Origin of the sequence: Desulfomicrobium baculatum DSM 4028 (genome assembly GCF_000023225.1) — a bacterium.
Lineage (GTDB): Bacteria > Desulfobacterota > Desulfovibrionia > Desulfovibrionales > Desulfomicrobiaceae > Desulfomicrobium > Desulfomicrobium baculatum.
Genome location: NC_013173.1, coordinates 1,571,501 through 1,594,765 on the forward strand (window position 1 = coordinate 1,571,501; position 23,265 = coordinate 1,594,765).

Sequence of the window (23,265 nt, forward strand, 5' to 3'; positions counted from 1 at the left end):
ATTCTCCTAATGTTTCGGACGCAGTGGAGCTTCAAGGGGTTCCTCTTCCTGCTTGTCCGGGCCGCGCGTGATGCACAGGTCGTGGATCAGGCCGTTGGAAATGGAATAGATCCAGCCATGCAGATAGAGGTTGCGACCACGCTGCCATGCCTTGCGCACGATGCTGTTCAAGGCCAGATTGCGGATCTGCAGCTTGACGTTGAGTTCGCACATGTCGTCGAGATTGGGGCGGCCCTTGCGTTCCATCAGGTCGTGCACGTTTTCCAGCCAATGGGCCAACAGGCCCGGAGTCTGGTCTTGCATGACCGCCTCGATGCCGCCGCAGCCGTAATGACCGCAGACGATGATATGCTTCACCTTGAGCACGTCGATGGCGTACTGCAACACGCACATCAGGTTGATGTCGGTGTTGATGACCTGATTCGAGATATTGCGATGCACAAAGACCTCGCCCGGCATGACGCCGATAAGCTGGTCCGCCGGGACCCGGCTGTCCGAGCAGCCGATCCACAGGAATTTTGGCTTGTGCTGGTTCTCCAGTTTGCGGAAAAAACCGGGGATGTTCTTTTCGACGTTCTGGGCCCAGGTCTTGTTATTATCAAGCAGCTTGCTGATTTCTTTCATTTTTAATCCTTATAAAAGGGTTGGCGACATTTTTATTTACCCATTTCAGGCTTGGCGCGCAATCCTTGGCCTCACGCTCAAAACCTGGGACGACGGGCTGCCGGCATTGGAAAAATATTGCGCCCCAAGACGGTGTCTCGGCCTATCCGCTGGTTATTTCCCCGCGACTCAAAAAAAAAGCCTCCCCCGCGAAGGAGAGGCCTTGTTGTGTTCGTAACGCAGGACCGTTTAGTCGGCCAGAACGAACTTGCCGTCCTTGACCTGGACCATAACCATGGAGTCCACATCGAGTCCGTTGTGGTCTTCGGGGGTCAGGTTGTAGATGCCGGAGATGCCGACATAGTTCTGCGTTTTCTCGATTTCGGCGCGCAGGGCTTCGGGCTCGGTTCCGACCTTGGCGATGGCGTCGACGATGAGCCGGATCGCATCCCAGGCATAGCCGGAGTGGGTGTTGATGGGGAACTGCTTATCGTAGCCCTTTTCGACGTAGAGCTTGACGAATTCCTGGATCACGGCCTTCTGAGGGTCCGTGTCAGGCAGTTCGTCCACGACCATGAGTTTGGTCGCGGGCATGCGGTTGCCTTCGCTCGCCGGTCCGGCCAGTTCGATGTACTTGGGATCGGGCAGGCCATGGCACTGGAACAGGGGCAGATCAATGCCGAGCTGGGCCACGTTCTTAGCGCTGATGGCCCCGGCCGGGCCCGTGGTCCAGACAACGAGCGCCTGGGGACCTGCGTTCTTGGCCTTGGTCAGCTGGGCGGTCATGTCCGTGTCGCGGGCGCCGAAAGATTCCTTGACCAGCATTTCAATCCCGAAAGCGGGGGCCAGCTCTTCCATCCAGCGCAGGCCGTCCTTGCCGAAACCGTCATCGGCCGAGAGCAGGGCGACCTTGGTCAGCCCCTTGTCCTTCAGATAGGTGAAGAGGCGTTCAACCGCGATCTTGGAGCGCTGGGGCGATTTGAAGACCCATTCAAAAGAGCCGAACTTGCCGCCCATGATGACCGGATCCCCGCCCACGGTCATGACGATGGGTGTCTTGCCGGAGTCCACGATCTTCTTCACGTTCATGCCCGTATCGGTCAGGGTCGGCCCGACAATGGCCACGACCTTGTCCTTGTGGATGAACTTGGTGGCGATGTTGGCGGCCTTGGCCGGATCGCCCTCGGTGTCGGCCATGAGCAGCTCGATCTTCCTGCCGTTTATCCCGCCCTCTGCGTTGATCTTGTCAACGAGCATCTCTGCGACCAGCTTGCTCGGAGTACCGATGAAAGACGCCCGGCCCGACAGGTCGAAAAACGCGCCCAGCTTGATGGTGTCCTCGGACAGGGCCGGGGAAGCCAGCAGCATGAGACAGCTCAAAAAACAGAAAATCTTGCGCATGACATTTTCTCCTCTTCAGATTGATTGATGCCTATATGGCCCAGTCGTAAAATCAAACGATCTCGTCCTGAATCCGGCTGTCGAAAACCCGCTGGCTCTTGCGATCCGAACGGGGCAAAGCGCCGTAGTCCACAAGTTCCAAGTCCACCGTGACCATGAGCTGTTTTTTTATCTGATGTCCAGCCTCATGCGCCAGCTCCGGCCCACGCCCTGCGGCCACGCCCTCGGCGCGTTCGATCACGAGCCGCAGATTGTCGCGGCCGCCGTCGCCCCGGGTCAGATGGATCTGATATTCCGAACCAAGTCCAGGCACGGACGAAAGGATGGTGTCGATGGAGCTGGGGTAGATATTCACGCCCCTGAATTTGATGGTGTCGTCGGAGCGGCCCTTGATGCGCGAATGCCGGGGCATGATGCTGCCGCAGGTGCAGGGCTCGGGGATGATGCGCGTGATGTCGCGAGTACGGTAGCGGATCAGCGGCGAGCCTTCCTTGCACAGGGTGGTGATGACCATCTCGCCCCATTCGCCGTCGGGCAGCGGCTGGAGGGTCTGTGGATCAAGGATCTCCAACAGGTAGTAGTCGCTCCAGTAATGGATGCAGTCGTGATCGGAGCATTCGATGCCCGTGCCCGGCCCGTAGAGTTCGGTCAGGCCGGTGATGTCGAAAAGCTCGGCCCCGCCGAAGAGCTCGGAGATCTTCTTGCGCATGGACCGGCTGGAGCGCTCGGATCCGTAGATGATCTTCTTGATCGCGATTTTGTCGGCGATGCCTCGTTTGTGGATCTCCTCGGCCATGAGCAGCGCCATGGAGGCCGTGGAGCAGAAGACCGTGGACTGGAAATCGAGCAGGAACTGGATGTGCATGTCGATGTTGCCGGGACCCACCGGCACGGCCAACGCGCCGACCTTTTCGCAGCCGAGCTGAAAGCCCATGCCCGCCGTCCAGACTCCGTAACCCACGGCGATCTGGACCCGATCGAGGGAATTGACGCCCGCGCTCTGGTAACAGCGGGCGAACATGTCGGTCCAGTCGTCCAGATCTTTTTGCGTGTAGCAGAGCACCTTGCGCTTGCCCGTGGTCCCGGAACTGGCGTGCACGCGCACCAACTGCTCGAAGGGCACGCTTTTCAGCGGGAAGGGGTAACCGTCGCGCAGATCGTCGGTGGTGGTAAAGGGCAGGCGCTTCAGATCATCCAGGCTCTGGATCGAATCCGGGGTCACGCCCGCCGCCTCAAGCTTGGCGCGGTAGGCGGGGGACCCTTCGAAGGCGTGGCGCACGGTCCACTGCAGCCCCTGCAACTGGTGGGCTTTGAGTTCTTCTTCAGAGTTAAAGGAAGGCATGAAGTTTTTGTGCATGGGCGGTTTCTCCAGACGGATATTGGTCAGCCCGGCCGCTCCCAGGCGGCTGGCGGATGGGTTGTCTTGACTGGCCGCGCCCAGGAATGCGGCGCGCAGGGAAGGGTCCAGGAGCAGATCGCGGCTATTGCCCTGCTCGACAATGTTTCCCCCGGCCAACAGATAGGCCGTGTCCGATGCGGACAGGGCGCGGGCGGCGTTCTGTTCGACAATGAGGATGGTCGTGCCGGCGCGGGCAAGCTGGTGGATGATGGAAAAGATTTCGTCGGTGATGAGCGGGGCCAGCCCGAGGCTCGGCTCGTCCAGGAGCAACAGGCGCGGCGCGGCCATCAGCGCCCGGCCCATGGCCAGCATCTGCTGTTCGCCGCCGGACAGGGTTCCGGCCAACTGCTGCCGACGCTCCTTAAGTTTTGGAAAACGGGCGAAAATCTCTTCCATGCGCCGGGTTTCCTCGGCCTTGGCCAGGCTCAAGGGGATGGCGCCGAGCTGCAGGTTTTCCAGCACAGAGAGCTGGGCAAACACCTCGCGCCCTTCGGGAGACAAGGCCAACCCGTGACGAACCATGCGCGCCGGACTCGATCCGGTCACGGTTTTGCCATCGAGGAGGATTTCCCCGCCCGTGGGCCTAACCAGACCCATCACGCATTTGAGCAGGGTGCTCTTGCCCGCGCCGTTGGCCCCGACCAGGGCCACGGTCTGCCCGGCCCCGACCTCCATGTCGATGCCGAACAGGGCCTGGGCCGCACCGTAGTGCGCCGTAAGATTCTTTATGGTCAGCATCAGGCCGTGGCCTCCATTCTTCCAAGATAGGCTTCAAGCACCAGCGGGTTGCGGCGGACTTCATCGGCCGTGCCCGTGGCGATGCAGCGGCCGCTGTCCAGCACCACCACCAGATCCGCGATGTTCATGACCAGATCCATGTCGTGTTCGACCAGTAAAATGGTGTGTCCCGCGCGGCGCAGGTTTCTGAGCTGCTCGCCCACGGCCGCCGTTTCTTCCGCGTTAAGGCCGGCCACGGGCTCGTCGAGAAGGAGCAGCTTCGGTTTGCCGACAATGGCCCGCGCCAGCTCGACTCGCTTCTTGTCGCCGTAGGCCAGCACTCCGGCTGGCCACTGGGCCTTGTCGGCCAGTCCGAACTGGTCCATCGCCTCAAGGGCCCGCAGCTTGAGCTGCCGTTCGCGGTGGCGCAGATAGGGCAGACGCAGCATGGCCATGATCATGGATTCGCCCCCTTCGCAGGTCAGGCCGGTCAGCACATTGTCCAGCACCGAAAGGCGGGGAAAAAGGCGCAGATTCTGAAAAGTACGGTGGATGCCCAGACGCGTGATGCGATGGGCCGTAAATCCCGCGATTTCCTGATCCAGAAATCGGATGGATCCAGAGCTTGGGGGGAGCACGCCGGTCATGCAGTTGATGAGCGTGCTCTTGCCCGCGCCGTTGGGGCCGATGAGCGCGGTCAGCTGCCCGGCGGGCACGCTGATGGATACGTCCTGCAGGGCAGGCAGTCCCCCGAAAAATTTACTGAGCCCGTCAAGCCGCAGCATGGTCGCGCCTCCACAGGGCCAGGCGCACCCGGATCATGTCGGTCAGGCCCGTGATCAGGCCCTGCGGCAGGAACATCAGCACCAGCACGAGAATGCCGCCGTGCACGAAGTCCTTGTAGGTATCGAAGACCTCCATCCATTCCGGGAGCAGAGTCAAAAAGGCCGCGCCGAAGACCGAGCCCCAGATGGAGCCCATCCCGCCGACCACGACCATGATGACGAGGTCCGTCGAGGTGAAGATGCCGAAGGTGTCGGGGCTCACGTAGGAATAGCAGTGGGCGAAAAGGCTTCCGGCCAGTGAGGCGAGCACGGCCGAGAGCACGAAGACCTTGACCTTGGCAGCGCGGGTGTCGACGCCCAGGCTCGCGGCCGCGGTCTCGTCCCCGGCCAGGGCGGCCAGGCCCCGGCCGACCCCGCTGCGCACCAGATTGAGACACAGCAGCAGACACGCCATGGTGAAGCCCCAGAGCAGATAATGCAGGCTGACCGGGTCATCGAAGACCACATCGGCAACGGACAGGCTGGGGATGCCTGCGAATCCGCTGGGGCCGCCCGTGACCTCGTCCCATTGCAAAAGGACGGTGTGCACGACGTAGTTCAGGCCAAGCGTGGCCATGGCCAGATAGTGCCCCGACAGGCGCAGCACCGGGATGCCCACGGCCAGCGAGACCAGGCCCACCAGCGCCGCGATCAGAAACATGGCCGGCCAGGGGGGCAATCCGAAAGTGACGGTGGCGATGGCCGAACCGTAGGCGCCAAGGCCGAAAAAAGCGGCATGGCCAAGCGAAATCTGTCCGGCATAGCCAATGAAGAGGTTCAGGCCCAGAACCACGATGGCGTTGATGGCGATGAGATTGGTCAGGCCCAGGGTGTAGGGGTTGTCCTCGATATAGGGAAAGAGGATCAGCGCCATGGCCATGAGGGATACGAAGAGTCCTGTCCGGTGCAGGGAGAGAAAGTAGAGAATGTTTTGTCTGCCGGTCATGAGAGTCCTTGAAGAATGGTGTCGTCTGGGCCGGGAAAGTATAATCGATTTGGCCGGGGGTAAAGCATATAAATTAGTGTTTTGCCATGAAGATGTCGAGCGTAGGGGCAGGCCCAAGTGCCTGCCCTCTTCGTCTTGGCGGGATGGGTGAGCATGCCGAATTATGAATCTCCCCCTGCCAAGGGGGAGTACCCGCAGGGGGAGGGGGTATTCCCCTTGAATGAAGCAATCAGACTGTAAGAGTCAACCACCCCGCCCTTCGGGCACCCCTCCTTGGCAGGAGGGGAGTTGAAGCGGCTGCTGACAAATCGTGATGCTTTACGCGTTCGCGATCTTTATAGTCAAAGGAAAGTCGTCACTTGCCCAGCAATCCCTTGGGGCGAACAAAGAGGACCAGCAGCAGAACCACGAAGGCTACCACGTCCTTGTAGGCGCTGGACAGGTATCCGGCGGACAGGGATTCGAGAAGGCCAAGTCCCAGGCCGCCGAGGATGGCTCCGGGGAAGGAGCCGAAGCCACCGAGGATGGCGGCGGCGAAGCCCTTGAGGCCCAGCAGCACTCCCACATCGTAGTTGAGCGTGGTGATGGGCGTGACCAGCACTCCGGCCAGGCCGCCCAGGGCTCCAGCGATGGCGTAGCTGGTCAGGCGGATGCGGCCCGAGGCAATGCCGACCACGGCCGCAGCCGTGGGATTGGAAGCCACGGCGCGCATGCACAGGCCAAGCGAGGTCCGGTGAAAGAACCAGGTCAGGACTGCGATGGCGACCACGGTCAGACCCAGAATCCACAGAGCCTGCGGCAGCACGCTCGCTCCCAGGATCTGCACGGGCACGTCCGGAGTCAGCGGGGGCAGCGCCATGCGGTTCTTGCCCCACACGATCTTGATGATCCCGCGCAGAATGATGGACAGTCCAACGGTCAAAAAAATGAGCACTAGATGATTGTCCGATCTCGCGGGCCTGAGGCCGATACGCTCAACCACCATGGCCACCAGCGCCACAAGGCAGACGGACAGGCCAAGCGCCGGGACCGTGGGCAGGCCGAGGGCGAACAGCGCCGAGAACATGAACATGCCGCCCAGGGTGACGAAATCGACCTGGATGAAGTTGACGATGCCCATAGTGTTGCTGACCACGCAAAAGCCCAGCGCGATGAGCGCATAGATGGCTCCGCCGGTCAGTCCGCTGAAAATATACTGAAGGAGATCTGTGTACAAATTTGTTTCCAACTGCTTGAAATGTGAAGATGGTTTCGTGTAATGGAGATGGCAAGGAATTTCAAGGATTGGTGCCGGCTTACTCCTGTGCATTCTGGCCGGACCCTGTCGATACAAATCGCATGATTACTCATGGTCCGGTAAAATGTGAAATGCGGCAACCGACCGGAAACTCACGCGTAACAAAGACAGCAACTCAATCATTTTTTGTCCTACGCATATTGTATGACAAACTTCGTAATGAATACCTGCATTGCTTGGCGGCCCGAGTTGCTTAATATTCAAGAGCAAATTTCAGCCGTTCACACAAAATCACCTTGGCACGAATCCTCTTTGACAAATGTTTTGACTTCCGGAGCATCTTAAGAAAAAAATGTCTTACAAAAAATGCTTGCTCGCCAGAAGACGCCTACTTTACGGTGGCCGCAAGCATAGATCAAAAACAAAGGCGGGCTCCGCGCCTGTCTGACACGATTATTCGAGACCGGATTCAAGCCAGGATTCAAGCCCAGTTTCAAGATCGGCACGAACAAACGAAAGGTAGTGGAGTCTTCGCAAACTGTGGTCGAACGTACGAATTTTTAACACGAGGCGTGTTTGAAGTCATTCCCCTGCGTTATCCTGATAAACGTCCTGCACACGGAGACCATGGTGGTAATGATGTCGCTACATTGCGGAGCCGGACATGGCTCCTGATCATTCCATAAGCCCCCCCTCGCGACTGTCCGGATTTCAGGATGTGGACGATCTGCTGCTGAGCGCTCCCATCGGCGTGTTCTCATCCACTCCCGAAGGGCGGTATCTGTACGTAAACCCAGCCTGGGTCAGAATTTTCGGCTACGATTCGCCAGAGGACGTCCTTGTCTCCATTACCGACATCGGCACGCAGGTTTATGTCGATCCGGCCCAAAGGGAGGAATTCAAGCGTGTGCTTGAAGCCCACGGCGAAGTCGTCAACTTTGAAAGCAAATTTAAGCGGCGGGATGGATCCATTGTCTGGGTGTCCAGAAACGCCAGGGCAGTACGCGACGCGCAGGGCAGAATCTCCCATTACCAAGGCTTCACCACGGACATTACCGAGCGCAAGCAATCCGAAGCAGCCTTGCAAAAACAAAAGGCAATGCTCGAGCATTTGTTCGACAGCTCGCCGGAGGCCATTGCCATTGTTGATAACCAGGGTTTCGTTTTGCAGATCAACAAGTCTTTCACCTATCTTTTCGGATACGAATGGGAAGATGCGCACGGCAAGCAGATAAACGATCTCGTTTCCCAGGGCATGTACCGTGACGAAGCGGGACACTATTCGGATCTCGTTTTTAAAAATGGAACGATCGTCGAGACGGAAACAGTGCGTTGCACAAAAGACGGCACGCCTCTCGATGTTGTGCTCATCGGGTACCCCATCCTCATCGACGGACGCATCATCGGCGCCTACGCCATTTATCGCGACATAACAGATCGCAAGCTCGCCGAGAAATCGCTCCAGGAAAGCGAAGAGCGCTTCAAGGCCCTGCACAATGCCTCTTTCGGCGGCATAACAATCCACGACAAGGGGATCATTCTCGATTGCAATCAGGGGTTGTCCGGCATCACCGGCTACTCCGTGAATGAATTGATCGGCATGGACGGCCTGCTGCTCATCGCTGAAAAGTCGCGGAAAATGGTCATGAAGAACATTCTGGCCGGGTACGAAAAGCCCTACGAAGCGGTCGGCCTGCGCAAGAACGGTCAGGAATACCCGCTGCGCCTGGAAGCCCGAAACATACCGTACAAGGGCCGCATGGTCCGATCCGTCGAATTCCGGGACGACACAGAGCGAAAACTGGTCGAAGCAGAGCTGATCAAGGCCAGGGACGCGGCCCAGGCGGCCAACCAGGCCAAGTCTGAATTTTTGGCCAACATGAGCCACGAAATCCGCACCCCTTTGAACGGCGTCATGGGTCTCATGCAACTGCTGCAAACCACGCTCCTGGACGACGAGCAGCGCGAAATCGTTTCCATGGCCATCAGGTCTTCAGACCGTCTGGCCCGTCTGCTGACAGATCTTCTCGACATCTCGAAGATCGAGGCGGGCAAGATGGATGTCGTCGAAGAGGATTTCAGCCTGCGTGAGCTGTGCGATTCCGTAACCGAACTTTTCGCCGTCAACGCCGACAAAAAAAATGTCTCCCTGGAGTATGTCATCGACCCCGACCTGCCGCCGATTCTTATCGGCGGTGTCGCCAGGTTGCGGCAGATTCTTTTCAACCTGGTCGGCAACTCCCTTAAATTCACCGATCAAGGCAGGGTGCGGCTGGAGATGGCTCCCATCGCTCCTGCCAAAAACGGCGAACTGCGGCTTCTTTTTTCCGTTTACGACACGGGAATCGGCATCCCCGAGGATAAACTGAGGGATCTGTTCAAGCCTTTCGCGCAGGTGGAAGGATCCTACACGCGCAAATACCAAGGTGCGGGCCTCGGACTGGCCATAGTGCGGCGTCTGGTGGAGCTTATGCGAGGGCACATTTATATGGAAAGCGTTCTGGGCAAAGGGACCGCGGTGCATGTGGTCCTCCCGTTCAAGTCACTGCAGGAGCTGCCCCCGGCAAGGATGAGGGAAAAGGCAGATATAACCGGTCGTAAAACCATGCACGTTCTGATGGTCGAAGATGATCCGTCCAACCAGGTCGCCACCCGCAAATTGCTGGAAAAATCCGGCCATGCGGTAACCCTGGCCGAAAATGGCCAGGAGGCTCTTGATCTCTTGCGCACAGGAGATTTCGACATCGTGCTCATGGATATTCAGATGCCGGTCATGGGAGGCCAGGAGGCCACCAAGGAAATCCGCAACTCTCCCGGCCTAGCCGCCTGCAAGAGCATCCCTGTCATCGCACTGACCGCGTACGCCATGACCGGGGACCGGGAAAAATTTCTCGCCTCGGGAATGGACGACTATCTGGTCAAGCCGGTCAGCCTGGAGAACCTGCAGCGAATGATCGAAAAACATGCTCCCCGTGCCGGGAGTCGAAACATGCATCCCTGACGCTTCGGACTGTTTGACGCGAACCATTGAAACCCCGGCACGAGGTCTCTTTAATGACAAAAAAGTATTCCCCCAAACAAAAGAAGCCGGCATCCGCCGCATCCAACACGCAGACGTCGATCAAACCGTCCCTGTATGTGGCGGTGGGAGCTTCGGCCGGAGGCCTGGAAGCCATTGAAGCTTTTTTCTCGGGCATGGCCCCGGACAGCGGCATGGCCTTCATCGTCATCCAGCACCTGTCTCCGGACTACAAGAGCCTTATGGTCGAGATCCTTTCCAAGAAGACCAAGATGAAAGTGCTCCGGGCCGAGGAGGGCATGCCGGTCCTGCCGGACAACGTCTATCTGATTCCGCCCAAGAAGAACCTGAGCATATTTCACGGCAAGCTGCTCTTGAACGACCAGGAACACGTCAAAGGCACCATCAACCTCCCCATCGATATTTTTTTGCGTTCCCTGGCCGAAGACCAGGGCGACAAGGCCGTTGCCGTCATCCTTTCTGGATCGGGCAGCGACGGCATGCGCGGCGTGCGGGCCATCAAGGAGTTCGGCGGCATGGTCATGGTCCAGAGCGAAAGCACGGCCAAATTCGACAGCATGCCCCGGGCCTCCCTTTCCACGGGACTGGTGGACTTCATCCTGCCGCCGGAGGAAATGCCCGAACGATTGCTTTCCTACGCCAAGCACCCCTTCGTCATAAAAGCCGAGCGCTCCGAGACCGTCATCAGCGACGAGGACGCCCTGACCCGCATTTTCGCCATCCTGCGCGACAAGTTCAAGGCCGATTTCACCTACTACAAGCCCAGCACCGTGACCCGGCGCATCGAACGCCGCATGTCCATAAACCGCATCGATGAGATCCGGGATTATGTGGCCTACATGCAGAATTTTCCCGGCGAGGCGGGCACGTTGTTTCGCGAATTCCTGATCGGCGTGACCAGATTCTTCCGCGACCGGGAGGTGTTTGAACTTTTGAAGGAAAGCTGGCTACCGGAAATCCTGAACCGCTCCGCCGGAAAAGAGAGCCGGTTCTGGATCGCCGGTTGCTCCACGGGAGAGGAGGCCTACACCCTGGCCATCCTGGCCAAGGAATACATGCTTCAGTCCGGAATCAACCGTGACCTGAAAATTTTCGCCACGGACATCGACCGCGACGCCGTCCTTTTCGCGGCCAACGGGGTCTACCCCGACAGCATCGCCGCCGACGTCCCGCAGGAGCTGCTGAGCAAGTATTTCTACCGCAAGCAGGACAGCTATCAGATTTCCCGCAACATCCGCGAGATGGTCGTCTTTGCCCAGCACAACCTCATAAAAGACCCTCCGTTCACCAATATCGATCTTATCTCCTGCCGCAACCTGCTTATCTACCTGCAGCCTGTCCTGCAGCGCAAAGTTTTGGAGTTTTTCAATTTTTCGCTCAATGCCCAGGGCGTTTTGCTGCTCGGCACCAGCGAAACCATCGGCGAGATGGGCGACTGTTTCGAGAGCCTCGATCACAAAAGCAAGATTTACCGCACCAAGGGGCGGTTCAAGCACAGCCTCGATTCTCATGAGCTGCCCCAGGTTCCGGGTTCGACCTACCGCGACCTGGGCAGCCGTTTCCCGGTGATGCGCCGGGATCCGCACGTCAATGACGAGCGCATTCTGGAGCGTTTCCTGGAAGCGCTAAGCGCGGACAATTTCCCCCTGGCCGTGGTCGTCAACGAGCAGATGGAGGTGCTGCACGTCTTCGGAGACACCACAGGGTATTTCAAGCTGCCCTCGGGCAAGCTCTCGCGGGACATCTCCAAGATGGCGGCCAAGGATCTGTCCATCCCTCTTTCCACCGGCATCCAGAAAGTTTTCCGCAAGCAGGAGGCGCTTCGCTTCTCCAACATCAAGCTGCGCGACATGGATGCGCTCAAAGTGGTGGATTTGCGGATTCTGCCCCTGCCCCAGAAAAAAGGGCAGGAGCCGCTGGTGGCCGTATTTCTGGAAGAGGTCGCACGGCCCGACATTCTGGACAAGACACAGGCCATTCAGGCTTATGATCTGTCCCTGGAAGCCGAGCAGCGCATCACCGACCTGGAGCAGGAGCTGCAATTCACCCGCGAGAACCTGCAGGCAACGGTAGAGGAACTGGAGACCGCCAACGAGGAATTGCAGGCCACCAACGAAGAGCTCCTTGCCAGCAATGAGGAGTTGCAATCCACCAACGAGGAACTGCAATCCACCAATGAAGAGCTGTATTCGGTCAATTCCGAGTACCAGTCCAAGATCGTGGAGCTGAGCGAGCTGCACAACGACGTGGACAACCTCTTGAACGTCAGCCAGATCGGGCAGCTCCTGCTCGACGAGAACATGGATATCAGGCGTTTTTCACCCAAAATCGCCGAGGTGTTCAATGTGCTTGGCGCGGATGTGGGGCGGAGCTTGTCGGACATCTCCCACCAGCTCGAAAATGCCGATCCGGTCCGGATCATCGAGAGCGTGCACAGGCAAGGGAAATTGGCAGAGCACGAGGTCCGCGCCAAGGATGGCCGCTGGTATCTGATGCGAGTGGTGCCGTATTCCGTAGGGCCGAGGGTCTTTTCCGGCACCCTGGTTTCCTTTGTGGACATCACCCGCATGAAGCTCGGCGAGGAGGCTCTGCGTGCAAGCGAGGAAGAATACCGCGCCCTCTTTGAAACCCTCCCCTTAGGCGTGGTCTACCATGAGGCCGACGGCTCCATCATCTCCGCCAACCCAGCTGCGGGACGCATTCTGGGGCTTACCCTGGACCAGATACTGGGCAAGACATCCATGGACCCGCGCTGGAATATGATCCGCGAGGATGGCTCCACTGTGGCCGGAACGCACCACCCGGCCATGATCGCCTTGCGGACCGGACACAAGGAGGGACCGGTGGTGAGAGGGGTCTTTCATCCCGAGAAGAACGCGCACATCTGGCTCTCCATCACCGCCATGCCTCTGTTCAAACCCGGCGAGAGCACGCCTTCGCAGGTCTATGCGACATTTGAGGACATAACTGAAAAACGCCAGGCGGAGCAGGACTTTCAGACGCTTTTTCGGGAAATGTTCAACGGATTCTCGTTGCATGAGATCATCTGCGACGAAAAAGGCACGCCCGTGGATTACCGTTTTCTGGCCGTCAATCCCGCTTTCGAGAGGATGACTGGCCTGAAAGCCGAGCAGGTTTTGGGCAAGACCGTTCTTGAAATCATGCCGGATACGGAAAAATTCTGGATCGAGGCTTTCGGCGAGGTGGCCCTGACCGGTAAGTCCTCGAAATTCGAACAATATTCGTCGCAGGTCGGCAAACGTTTTCAAGTCACGGCTTTCAGGCCGGCGCGTAATCAGTTTGCCTGTATTTTTGCCGAGGTCATGGATGGTGAAGGGGTCGATAATGCGGTTCAACCCACCGCCCAGGCCTCTTGACCAGTGTCTATATGATGACCATTTTATCAAGTATCTTAGGGTGATCACTGACAACCAAAACATGGGAGAGCCATGACAGCGACCTTTGAAGTCAAGAAGAAGATATTGCGAGAGCAAGCCGAGGCACGCCTGGCGCAATCCGTCAGCACGGTCGAGAATCTTTCCCTGGAAGAGATCAAGACCCTGTTTCACGATTATCAGGTGTACCAGATCGAGCTTGAGCTTCAAAACGAGGAACTGCGCGACACCCAGAAACAGTTTGAAATCGCGCGGGACCGTTTCGCGCGTCTCTACAATGACGCCCCGGTCGGGTATCTGACCATCGACCAGAGCGGAATCATAGCCCAGACCAATCAGACATTTGCCGAAATGGTCGAAAAGGACCCCTACCTGCTTTGCGGCAAGGCCTTGGTCGATTTCATTGCCGCGCCGGACCGCTCGGCTTTTCTGGGCCGTTTCAAGGCGTTTTTCAAAAACCCCGATGGCAAGGAATTGAGCTTCGCCCTGGCCGGCTGCCAGCGCACGGTGCGCTGTGTCGGCAGAATCGAGAATCACAGGCAGGAATCGGAACAGGAGCGTAGACTGCTCCTGATCCTGAGCGACATCACGGAGCAAGCCCGGATGGAAGAGGCCCTGCAGGAGCGGGAACGCTTCCTGACTTCCATTCTGGAAACCACCCAGGACGGATTCTGGGTCATCGGTGCGGACGGGCGCCTGACCGATATCAACGATGCCTATTGCCGCATGACTGGCTACACGAAAGGCGAACTTGAAGGGATGCGCATCGGCGAGCTGGACGCTCTGGAAGACAGCGCCGTGACTGAAGCGCGTCTTGTGCGCATCGTCGAAAACGGCTCCGAATTATTTGAAACGAAGCATCGTCGAAAAGACGGCAGCATTTTCGATGTGGAAGTCTCCGCATCTTACCTGGAGCTGTACGGAGGCATGTTTATCTGTTTCTGCCGCGACATTTCGAATCGCAAATCAGCGGAGCTGGCTTGCCGAGAAAACGAAATGCGCTATCGACTGCTTTCAGATGTGACTATGGAGGGGATTGTCATCCACAAAAAAGGCGTCATCGTGGATTTGAATGCCGCCCTGGCCAGACTTCTTGGTTATGAACAGCAGGAAATACTCGATAAAAACATTCTCGATTTCTTGGTTCATGAGCAGGATAGGGATATTGTCCGCAAGAATATAGTCAAGGAATATGCACGGCCGTATGTCGTCAGATTTGTGAGAAAAAATGGTGAAGCCGTTTTTGTCGAGCTTGAAGCGCGAAATTTTGAAATCAACGGCGAAATCATGCGCGTGGCTGCGGTGCGTGACATCAGCGAGCGCATAAAATCCGAAGAGGAGATTAGGCGGGTCAATACGGAACTGCGAAATGCGATTGCGGAAAAGGACAAGTTCTTTTCCATCATTGCCCATGATCTCAAATCCCCCATATCGGGTTTCCTTTCCCTGACCAAAATTCTGGTCGAGGATTTCGAGGAATTGACTGTAAAAGAAGTCAACAGGTCTTTGGACGCCTTGTACGCAAGCTCTGTTCGCGTTTACGCGCTGCTGGAAAATCTTTTGGAGTGGGCCAGAGTCCAGCAAGGGCTGCTGACCTGTTCGCCAAGTCATTTTCTGTTGAAAGGAGTCGTCAGAGCGAGCCTTGATTTCACGCATTCCGTGGCCGACCAGAAGGGGATCGTCCTGCGTGACGAGACTCCGGACGATCTGGTTGTATGCATCGACCCGCCAATGATAGGTACTGTGCTACGGAACATCATTTCCAATGCCCTGAAGTTCTCGAATCGGGGCGAACAGGTTCGTATTACGGCTCGTCGCGATGGGGACATGGTCACGGTCGAGGTACGGGACGAGGGTGTGGGCATGGACCAACACACCCTGTCCATGCTCTTTGCCCTCGACAACAAGATCACCCGGCCCGGCACCGAGGGAGAAGCGAGTACGGGCCTCGGGCTCATCCTGTGCAAGGAATTCGTCGAAAAGCACGGAGGCACGATCTGGGCGGAAAGCAGCCTCGGGCAGGGCACGACATTCTATTTCACGCTTCCCCTCGCAGACAAGGAATGCGACATTTAACGCACGTGCGAAGTCGCAGACAGAGACAGCGCCATCGAAATTTTCCTCAACATCCACATAGAAGCAGTCAATAATGAACAAGAAATGTGAAACACTGTGCGCTCCCGGCGAACGATTGCCCATACATGAAATTCAGCAGGAAAATGCCCGGATCGGAAATCATCTGTGTTCGCAATATTTCGATTTTTTTCCGTTGCCTCTTCTGGTGCTGAACTCTTTTCGTCAGATCCTATTCAGCAACAAGGCCTTCACCGACCTTTTGGGCACCAACGATGTCGGCTCATTTCTGGCCAAGCGCCCGGGCGAGGCCATAGGCTGCAGCTATTCCGATGTGGGGAAAAACGGATGCGGCACGTCACTGTATTGCCGCGAGTGCGGAGTGCTGCGGGCGATGCTCGAGAGTATACGAACCCGGGAAAAAACCGTGCACGAATGCCAACTGCTGTGCGGTGATGAGCACGGCGCGACCGTGGCCCGGGATCTGCGGGTCTTCGCCTCCCCGTGGGAAACCCCGGACGGCACGTATTACGTGCTGACCCTCCTTGACATAGCGGACGAAAAACGCCGCCAGGCCCTGGAGCGGATCTTTTTTCACGACATCCTCAATTCTGCGGGCGGGGCCAGAAATCTGGTCGACATCCTCATGAACGAAGTGCCCGAGGACGCCCGGGAGATCGCCCACATGGCCAAGTCCTCGCTCTTCGCCCTGGTCGACGAGATCCAGAAACAGAAGCAGCTCTTGGCTGCGGAAAGAAATGAATATGCTACTTCAAAGATAACGCTGCAGGGACTTGAAATTGTCCAGTCCGTTGTCGGAGAATTCCGCACCCATCCCAAGGCTCTGGGCAAAAACATCCATCTTGACGGTGGCAGCTTCAATGTGGCCGTCTACTCCGACTTTTCCCTGCTGCGCAGAATTCTGGTCAACATGCTCATAAACGCCCTCGAAGCCACTCCCGCAGGGGGCATCGTCACGGCCGGGCTGCGCCGGGAGGAGGACATGGCAGTGTTCTGGGTCGGCAATCCCGCCGTCATGGAAGAATCGGTCCGGCTGCAGGTCTTCAAGCGCTCATTCTCGACCAAGGGCCAGGACCGGGGGCTGGGAACCTATTCCATCAAGCTGCTGGCGGAGAATTATCTCGGCGGGGAGGTCGGCTTCACGTCCGAGGAACCGGCAGGCACGACATTCTGGGTGCGACTGCCGGCTCTTGAAGCCTGATTGCGTGGACATACGGGGGGATTAGTAAGCGCTGTGGGAACCCCATCTTCCAATAATTTCAAGCGATGAGATAATGGGCCTTCAATTCAAGTAGGTCTTTATGAAATCTCAGTTTGCACAGAATCATGCGGCACGCTATCCGTCTTGTCGCCAGGCACAGGTTATTGAAGTCTGGGGGCTCGATATCGTGGTCTTGCCGATTTCGACCAGGGAGCGCGTGGCGCTAGCGTCCGCACCCAAGGGGGCTCTATACCGTGCTTTACTCAAGCATTTTGACCTACCTTTTTGACCCACCCAAATCGATCTATAATACCTGAAGCAACTTGTCCTGCGCCACAAGGTGCGTCTGCTTCCCTAACGCCGCTGTTCTGAGAGCGTTTCGACCATCATCTGCATGAGGGTCTCCATAGTTACGGGCTTTGCTACGTATCCGCTCATGCCCGCAGCCAGAAATTTCTCCTTATCTCCGGCCATGGCGTAGGCCGTCAGGGCGATGATGGGGACATCCCGTTTGTGTGAGTTTCTAGAGCCTCGGATGCGCCGGCAGGCTGCGATGCCATCCATGACCGGCATCGATACGTCCATGAGGATGAGGTCGAAATTATTCGCTTCATGCATTTCCAGGGCTTCCTGCCCGTTGTGGGCCAGGGTTACGCTGTGCCCGGACTTCTCCAACAGCCTGCTGATACTGAAACCCGTTGTCTCGTCGTCTTCGGCCAAAAGGATTTGGAGGGACGTCGGCGGCGCAGTAAGGCTCTCTGGCGCAGCCTCGTCGTCATGAGGCTGCACTTCCTTGCTGAAGGTCACGCAAAAAGCAAAGGTCGTGCCCACTCCCTCCTCGCTCTCCACGGCCATGTTGCCGCCCATGAGGGCCACCAGTTGCTTGCTGATGGTTAGGCCCAATCCGGCACCCTGGTGGTTCCGATTATATCCCTGGCTTACCTGGGTGAAAGGTTGGAACAGATTCCCAATATCTTTTTCCGCAATACCGCACCCCGTATCTTCAATGGCGAAGAAAACTCTTAAGGTATCGATGCTGCGTGACGGAAGCGGATAGGCCTCGACGTGCACGTGCCCGCGCTTGGTGAATTTGAAGGAATTACCGATCAGATTGGTGAGCACCTGCTGTAGCCTGATGGAATCTCCGACAACCCAAATCGGAAGACCAGGGTCGAGATGCGCTGTCAACGTGACACCGGTCTGAACGGCGACAGGTCCGAAAAGATCAATGGTCTGAGTCAGTGCGCTGTGCAGGTTGAAGCGTTCGGAGCGGATGAGCATCATGCTCGCCTCGACCCGGGAGAGGTCCAAAATGTCCGAAAGCAGGCTAGTCAGACGATTGGTGGACTGGATGGCCAAGGCACAAAACTGCAACTCTTCCTTATCCTGCACAGATGTCTCAAGGAGCTGAAGCATGCCCAAGATGCCGTTCAAGGGAGTTCGGATCTCGTGGCTCATATTGGCCAGGAATTCGGACTTGGCCCGGTTAGCTGCTTCGGCATGCTCCTTCGCCAGCAGCAGTTCTTTCTCCTCCCGCTTGCGCTCGGTGATGTCCTGGACCATGCCGACGGAGCGGATGACCGTGCCTTCGGCATCCCGCTCATGGACGCAGCGTTCGATTACAAAACTGATTTCTCCGTCGTCCCTGCGTACGATGCGATGCTCAATTTCGTAGCGCTCCCCATTTTCCTTAATGGAGGAGGCATAAGCATGGTCAACGGCGGCGCGGTCGTCGGGGTGCACGATGGCCATGAACAGCTCGTAGCTGGGTTCAACTTCGTCCTGCGTTGCACCAAAGATGCGGTAGGCTTCGTCCGACCATGTCAGGCGCTTTTCGACCAGGTCCAGCCGCCAGCTGCCCATGTGGCCGATGCTTTGAGCCTGCTCCAGGATGCCCTGGGTTTTGTGCAATGCATCTGCCTGTTGGCGCAAGGCCTCTTGTTGGGCGAGATTGTTGCGGTGGTACTCCGTGAACAATTGGCGCATCCAGCGCGAGAATATCCATGAGACGATCAGGCCGATCAGCAACGCCATCAGTCCCGCCAGCGTGATTGTCAGTGCCTGCCGGGTAATCAGCTGCGCGTGATTTTGTTGTTCAGCTGCGACCGCCGCATGCACCTCGTCATCGAATATGGTGGTCACCACGACCCACTGCCAGGGAGCATAGGTCTGAACATAGGCCGTTTTTTTCGCCAGCGTGCCGGTGCCTGCTTGCGGCCAATCGTAGTGGACGATGCCGCCGCCGGCTCGGGCAGTGCTCAGCAGCTTTTCGAGGACGCTGCGTTCAAAGACAGACAGGTCGGCTGCCGTCTTGCCTTCAAGCGCGGCTTTGGAGGGCGAGAGCAGCGAACTGCCGTCGGAATCGAACAGCGCGACGTAGCCGGTTGTGTTGAAGCGGTGATCACGCAGTTGCAACATCGCTTCCTGCTTTTGCCTTTCCGCCCACTTGTAGAGGTAGTCGCCAGTGCCGATCAGCCAGTCGTAAGGCTCGAAATATCGGACGTAGGACAGCTTGTCGGCCATCACTGTGGGATTTTCCGGCGTGTACCAGCGATAGCGCGAGAAGCCCTCGCCGCGAGGCAGTCTTGCGGCGGCGATCAGGCCTTGCATAATGAAGTGGCCGGTGTCATCCTGATTGTCGAGCAGGGTTTTGCCTTCGAGCTCTGGCGACGTGGGCAGCAGGATGAACTGGCCGTTCATGTCATCGATGAAAAAATAGCCGCGGCCGTCGTAAAAGCGTATCGGCCGGAGCGTCTCGACGATCATTTTTTGGACTTCGGCCTTCGGCCGGAGGCCAGACTCCCGGGTGTGGATGGCTTCGGCAATCTGATAGGCGCTATCTACCTGCTGCACAATGCTTTCACGCAGGACTGCCTCAGTCTGGCTGCGGATATATTCGAGGGTGGTCATGGCGCGGTGCATTTCAGCCTTCAGGCGTGCATCGATCTGCTCGGTGAGGGTCTGCTCAATGCGGTCGAAGGACGATTGCGCATTCTGCCGGCTTTGCCACAAGTTATAGCCGGCAAGTCCGACCGTTAGCAGCAGTACGACTAACAGCGTGCCGACCAGATGAATGCGCGGGATTGACTTTTCGTTGGCGATCAGCCGCATAGTCTCTCTCCTGTAACAATGCCGTAATGCGGGCCCATCAGGATCAAAAGTCCATTCCTCATACCTCGTCCCCCCGGTCGCGCTCGGTTACCGCAGCGGCTGCCCGGCCAGGGTCAGCAGTTCAGCAGTGGATTCGCAGCCAGAAGATGGTTGGGACTTTGCTATCCAGTATTGAAACGTGATCAAAGCCAAGCCATTTTCGCGGCAATATCGGGTCTTGCCAAGGGCAATCTCCCGCCATTGCTGGACATGCGCCATCCAGCGAGCCGAGCGATTCTGTGCAAACTGTGATTTCATGAAGACCCCCTTGAATTGGAGGCCCATTAGCTCACATGAAAAATTTATGGATAGATGCGGATCGGTGAGCGCTTACGGAGATCATAGGCGCATGTAGGTGGCCGGAGCCAGCTGTTTCAGCGGCAGGTCCGTGCCGGCCAGGCTTTCGGAATGGCCGATGAACAGATAGCCGCCGGGTTCGAGGTGGTTGCAGAATTTCTGGACCAGCTCATTCTGGGTCTTCTTGTCGAAATAGATCATGACGTTGCGGCAGAAGATCAGGTCCATCTTCTCGCGGAACTGAAAGTCATCCATGAAATTGAGGCGTCTGAAGCTGACCGTGTCGCGCAGTTCCGGGATGATGCGGACCATTCGCCTGCTCCTGTCCTTACTACGCAGCAGATATTTGCGTCTGAATTCCACCGGAATGGTCCCGATTTTTTCATCTTCATACACGGCGCGCGCGGCCTTCTTCAGGATGTCCGTTGAGATATCCGTGGCCACGATGGTGAAGCGCAAGGGGCTGACCCGCTGGTGGTAGTCCATGAGGGTCATGGCCGTGGTGTAGGGCTCCTCCCCGGATGAGCAGCCCGCGTTCCAGACGGCGAAAGTCTGGCCGGGATGTTTTTTTTGCCACTGCGGCAGGATGATCTGGGACAGGTACTCGAAATGCTTCGGTTCGCGGAAAAAGCTGGTGGTGTTGGTGGTCACCGCGTCGACCATCTGCGGCAGTTCGACCTCCAGCCCCTTCAGGGACTGCAGATACTCAAGATACTGCCCGTAGGACCTCATGTTCAGGGTGCGCAGACGGCGCTGCAGCCGGGCCTGCAGCATGGTCTTCTTGGTCTGGGTGATCTTTATGCCAAGCTCGGAATAGATGAACTCACTGAACTGCTTGAGTTCCTTGTCGGTCATGAGCGGCGCGGTCTGGCCGTTTGCGTCGTACATGGATCAGGCCACAAGAGCTGCGATATCAAGGATAAGCGCCATGCTTCCATCGCCCTTGATGGTCGCGCCGGAGATGCCTCGCACGTCCTGGTAGACCTTGCCCAGGCTCTTGATGACGGTCTGGTGCTCGCCGATGACCCGGTCCACGACGATGCCGACCCGCCGCCCCTGGGAGTTGCAGACCACGACCTGCTCGATCTCCGGAGTCTGGCCCGGAATTTCGAAACCGGCGCGCAGGCTGACGTACGGCACCATCTGGCCGCGCAGATTGATGAGATCGGCGCGGTCCTTGTCCTTGCGGATGAGCTCCACGCACTCCTCCACGGCGGAGAGGGGCATGATGAAATAGCTGTTTTCGACCTGGACTTGCAGTCCGTCGATGATGGCCAGCGTCAGCGGGATGCGCACCGAGATCGTGGTGCCCTGGCCGGGCACGCTCTCCAGGGAGATGCGCCCGCGCAGGGCGTCGATGTTGCGCTTGACCACGTCCATGCCCACGCCGCGCCCTGAAACGCTGGTGACCTTTTCGGCCGTGGAAAAGCCCGGCGCAAAGATGAGCATGAGGGCGTCCTTGTCGGAAATGAGCGAGTCCGGGGCAATAATCCCTTTTTCCACGGCCTTGGCCCGGATGCGCTCGGGATCTATGCCCGCGCCGTCATCGATGATGCGGATGAGCACCTCGCCGCCGGAATGCTCGGCCGAGAGTTCGATTCGGCCTTCGGGATTCTTGCCTTTAGCCAGACGCTCCTCGGGACTCTCGATGCCGTGGTCGATACTGTTGCGGAGCAGGTGAACCAGCGGATCGTTCAGACGTTCGATGACGGTTTTGTCGAGTTCCGTGTCTTCGCCGTGAGTCTCGAGCACAATGCGCTTGCCAAGCTCCTGCGAGAGGTCGCGCACCAGGCGCTTGAAGCGGCTGAACGTCGAGCCGATGGGCAGCATGCGAATGCCGAGGGTGTTGTCGCGCAGCTCATCGGAGAGTCGCTCGATCTCTTCGGAGATGGCCTGCAGCCGTGCGTCATTCTGCTCGCTGGCGAATTGGGTCAGCCGCGCCTGGGCCGTGACCAGTTCGCCGACCAGATCGACCAGAAAATCCAGCTTCTGCGCCGGAACCCGGATGCTCGACGCCTGCGGCTCGGCGCCAGCCGTCTGACGCAGACGTTTGACTTCCTGCTGCTCGACCAAGGCCGCCTCGACCTGGCTTGCGCTGACCAGCCCCGCCTCGGACAGAAGCTGTCCGATGGGCTTGCGCTCAAGTAAAATGCGCTCCAGGGCATCCTTGGTGATGTCGTTCTTCTCGACCAGGATCTGGCCGATGAGCTTGTAGGATTCCTCGTCGATGCCCTGACAGCTCCCGACCATCTGGATGGTCAGGTCGCTGTCCTCTTCCACGAAGATGAACACGTCACGGATATCGTCCTCGCTGCTGGCCGTGGTCAGGATGATATCCCACCAGACCAGACAGTCCTCGGGATTGAGCTGGGGCAGGGCGGGGATATCCTTGGTGTGCATGATGACGTGGTGTTCACCCATCTCGCACAGTTCTTCCAGGAGGGAGGCCGGGTTGGTACCGCTCATGAACAAATTCTTGGGCGGGGCGAAGCGAATGCGCCAGGTGTTCATGGACGAATCCGTGGCGCAGGTCGGCGTGGCCGTCTTGACCGCAGGGTCCGGTTCAGTCTGCGTGCGGCTTGGAGTCAGCGCTTTGAGCCCCCGTATGACCTCGCCGGCCCGCGCGCCCAGGCCCTGCTCCTCGCCTTCGAGCATGGACAGAATATGGTCCCTGGCCAGAAGCGTCAGGTCCAGAAGCTCTTTGGATACCAGAATCTGACCATTGCGCGCCAGATCGAAGACCGTCTCCACCTCGTGGGTGAACGAGGCGATATCCTCAAAACCGAACATGGCCCCCGAGCCCTTGATGGTGTGCATCGCCCGGAAAACGCGGTTGATGACCTCATCATTGGCCGGATCTTCCTCCAGTTCGAGGAGGGATGTCTCCAGTTCGCCCAAAAGTTCCAGGGCTTCTTCTTTAAACGCCTGACGGTTCAGTTCTTCTCTGGACATTTTTGCTCC

At 57.9% G+C, this 23,265-nt stretch carries 14 protein-coding genes; 4 read left to right on the forward strand and 10 right to left on the reverse strand.

Annotation, left to right across the window (positions count from 1 at the left end; all coding sequences use genetic code 11):
• Positions 1-6: 6 nt before the first annotated feature.
• The 6 genes from DBAC_RS07035 to DBAC_RS07060 form a co-directional block, all read right to left on the reverse strand.
• Positions 7-624: a carbonic anhydrase gene (locus DBAC_RS07035; RefSeq protein ID WP_015773593.1), complete on the reverse strand. Its 618-nt coding sequence runs from the start codon at positions 622-624 to the stop codon at positions 7-9.
• Positions 625-852: 228 nt separating this feature from the next.
• Positions 853-2,004 (reverse strand): ABC transporter substrate-binding protein, encoded by a 1,152-nt coding sequence (locus tag DBAC_RS07040; RefSeq protein ID WP_015773594.1) that lies wholly within the window; start codon positions 2,002-2,004, stop codon positions 853-855.
• Positions 2,005-2,056: 52 nt separating this feature from the next.
• A complete protein-coding gene (locus tag DBAC_RS19935; protein WP_015773595.1) occupies positions 2,057-4,141 on the reverse strand; it encodes an ATP-binding cassette domain-containing protein in 2,085 nt (694 codons plus the stop codon).
• Positions 4,141-4,905 (reverse strand): ABC transporter ATP-binding protein, encoded by a 765-nt coding sequence (locus tag DBAC_RS07050; protein ID WP_015773596.1) that lies wholly within the window; start codon positions 4,903-4,905, stop codon positions 4,141-4,143. Before DBAC_RS07050 ends, DBAC_RS19935 begins: the two co-directional genes overlap by 1 nt.
• Entirely contained in the window at positions 4,892-5,890 is a 999-nt protein-coding gene (locus DBAC_RS07055; RefSeq protein ID WP_015773597.1) for a branched-chain amino acid ABC transporter permease, read from the reverse strand. The genes DBAC_RS07050 and DBAC_RS07055 overlap by 14 nt, the downstream gene beginning before the upstream one ends.
• 355 nt (positions 5,891-6,245) lie before the next feature.
• Positions 6,246-7,106: a branched-chain amino acid ABC transporter permease gene (locus DBAC_RS07060; RefSeq protein WP_043810607.1), complete on the reverse strand. Its 861-nt coding sequence runs from the start codon at positions 7,104-7,106 to the stop codon at positions 6,246-6,248.
• A gap of 685 nt (positions 7,107-7,791) precedes the next feature.
• On the opposite strand from DBAC_RS07060, the gene DBAC_RS17790 reads away from it, so the two are divergent.
• From DBAC_RS17790 to DBAC_RS07080, 4 genes are all read left to right on the forward strand, one after another.
• Positions 7,792-10,128 (forward strand): PAS domain-containing hybrid sensor histidine kinase/response regulator, encoded by a 2,337-nt coding sequence (locus DBAC_RS17790; RefSeq protein ID WP_015773599.1) that lies wholly within the window; start codon positions 7,792-7,794, stop codon positions 10,126-10,128.
• Between the two features lie 53 nt (positions 10,129-10,181).
• Entirely contained in the window at positions 10,182-13,544 is a 3,363-nt protein-coding gene (locus tag DBAC_RS07070; protein WP_015773600.1) for a chemotaxis protein CheB, read from the forward strand.
• Between the two features lie 72 nt (positions 13,545-13,616).
• Positions 13,617-15,638: a PAS domain-containing sensor histidine kinase gene (locus tag DBAC_RS17795; protein ID WP_015773601.1), complete on the forward strand. Its 2,022-nt coding sequence runs from the start codon at positions 13,617-13,619 to the stop codon at positions 15,636-15,638.
• Positions 15,639-15,711: 73 nt separating this feature from the next.
• Entirely contained in the window at positions 15,712-16,857 is a 1,146-nt protein-coding gene (locus DBAC_RS07080) for a sensor histidine kinase (RefSeq protein WP_015773602.1), read from the forward strand.
• A 354-nt stretch (positions 16,858-17,211) separates the two neighbouring features.
• Here the strand turns inward: DBAC_RS07080 and DBAC_RS17800 are convergent, their stop codons facing one another.
• The 4 genes from DBAC_RS17800 to DBAC_RS07105 all read right to left on the reverse strand — a co-directional run bounded on the left by DBAC_RS17800 (position 17,212) and on the right by DBAC_RS07105 (position 23,256).
• Entirely contained in the window at positions 17,212-19,968 is a 2,757-nt protein-coding gene (locus tag DBAC_RS17800; protein ID WP_015773603.1) for a cache domain-containing protein, read from the reverse strand.
• 87 nt (positions 19,969-20,055) lie between these two features.
• Complete coding sequence (tnpA, locus tag DBAC_RS07095; protein ID WP_143890833.1) at positions 20,056-20,265, reverse strand: IS66 family insertion sequence element accessory protein TnpA; 210 nt, start codon at positions 20,263-20,265, stop codon at positions 20,056-20,058.
• An 81-nt stretch (positions 20,266-20,346) separates the two neighbouring features.
• Positions 20,347-21,192: a CheR family methyltransferase gene (locus DBAC_RS07100; RefSeq protein WP_015773604.1), complete on the reverse strand. Its 846-nt coding sequence runs from the start codon at positions 21,190-21,192 to the stop codon at positions 20,347-20,349.
• A gap of 3 nt (positions 21,193-21,195) precedes the next feature.
• Complete coding sequence (locus DBAC_RS07105; protein ID WP_015773605.1) at positions 21,196-23,256, reverse strand: chemotaxis protein CheA; 2,061 nt, start codon at positions 23,254-23,256, stop codon at positions 21,196-21,198.
• Positions 23,257-23,265: the final 9 nt, after the last annotated feature.

Coding starts and splice junctions, on each gene's coding strand:
- DBAC_RS07070 (WP_015773600.1), top strand. CDS start 10,182: ATGACAAAAAAGTATTCCCCCAAACAAAAGAAGCCGGCATCCGCCGCA.
- DBAC_RS07100 (WP_015773604.1), bottom strand. CDS start 21,192: ATGTACGACGCAAACGGCCAGACCGCGCCGCTCATGACCGACAAGGAA.
- DBAC_RS17795 (WP_015773601.1), top strand. CDS start 13,617: ATGACAGCGACCTTTGAAGTCAAGAAGAAGATATTGCGAGAGCAAGCC.
- DBAC_RS07035 (WP_015773593.1), bottom strand. CDS start 624: ATGAAAGAAATCAGCAAGCTGCTTGATAATAACAAGACCTGGGCCCAG.
- DBAC_RS07080 (WP_015773602.1), top strand. CDS start 15,712: ATGAACAAGAAATGTGAAACACTGTGCGCTCCCGGCGAACGATTGCCC.
- DBAC_RS19935 (WP_015773595.1), bottom strand. CDS start 4,141: ATGCTGACCATAAAGAATCTTACGGCGCACTACGGTGCGGCCCAGGCC.
- DBAC_RS07105 (WP_015773605.1), bottom strand. CDS start 23,256: ATGTCCAGAGAAGAACTGAACCGTCAGGCGTTTAAAGAAGAAGCCCTG.
- tnpA (WP_143890833.1), bottom strand. CDS start 20,265: ATGAAATCACAGTTTGCACAGAATCGCTCGGCTCGCTGGATGGCGCAT.
- DBAC_RS17800 (WP_015773603.1), bottom strand. CDS start 19,968: ATGCGGCTGATCGCCAACGAAAAGTCAATCCCGCGCATTCATCTGGTC.
- DBAC_RS07050 (WP_015773596.1), bottom strand. CDS start 4,905: ATGCTGCGGCTTGACGGGCTCAGTAAATTTTTCGGGGGACTGCCTGCC.
- DBAC_RS07040 (WP_015773594.1), bottom strand. CDS start 2,004: ATGCGCAAGATTTTCTGTTTTTTGAGCTGTCTCATGCTGCTGGCTTCC.
- DBAC_RS07055 (WP_015773597.1), bottom strand. CDS start 5,890: ATGACCGGCAGACAAAACATTCTCTACTTTCTCTCCCTGCACCGGACA.
- DBAC_RS17790 (WP_015773599.1), top strand. CDS start 7,792: ATGGCTCCTGATCATTCCATAAGCCCCCCCTCGCGACTGTCCGGATTT.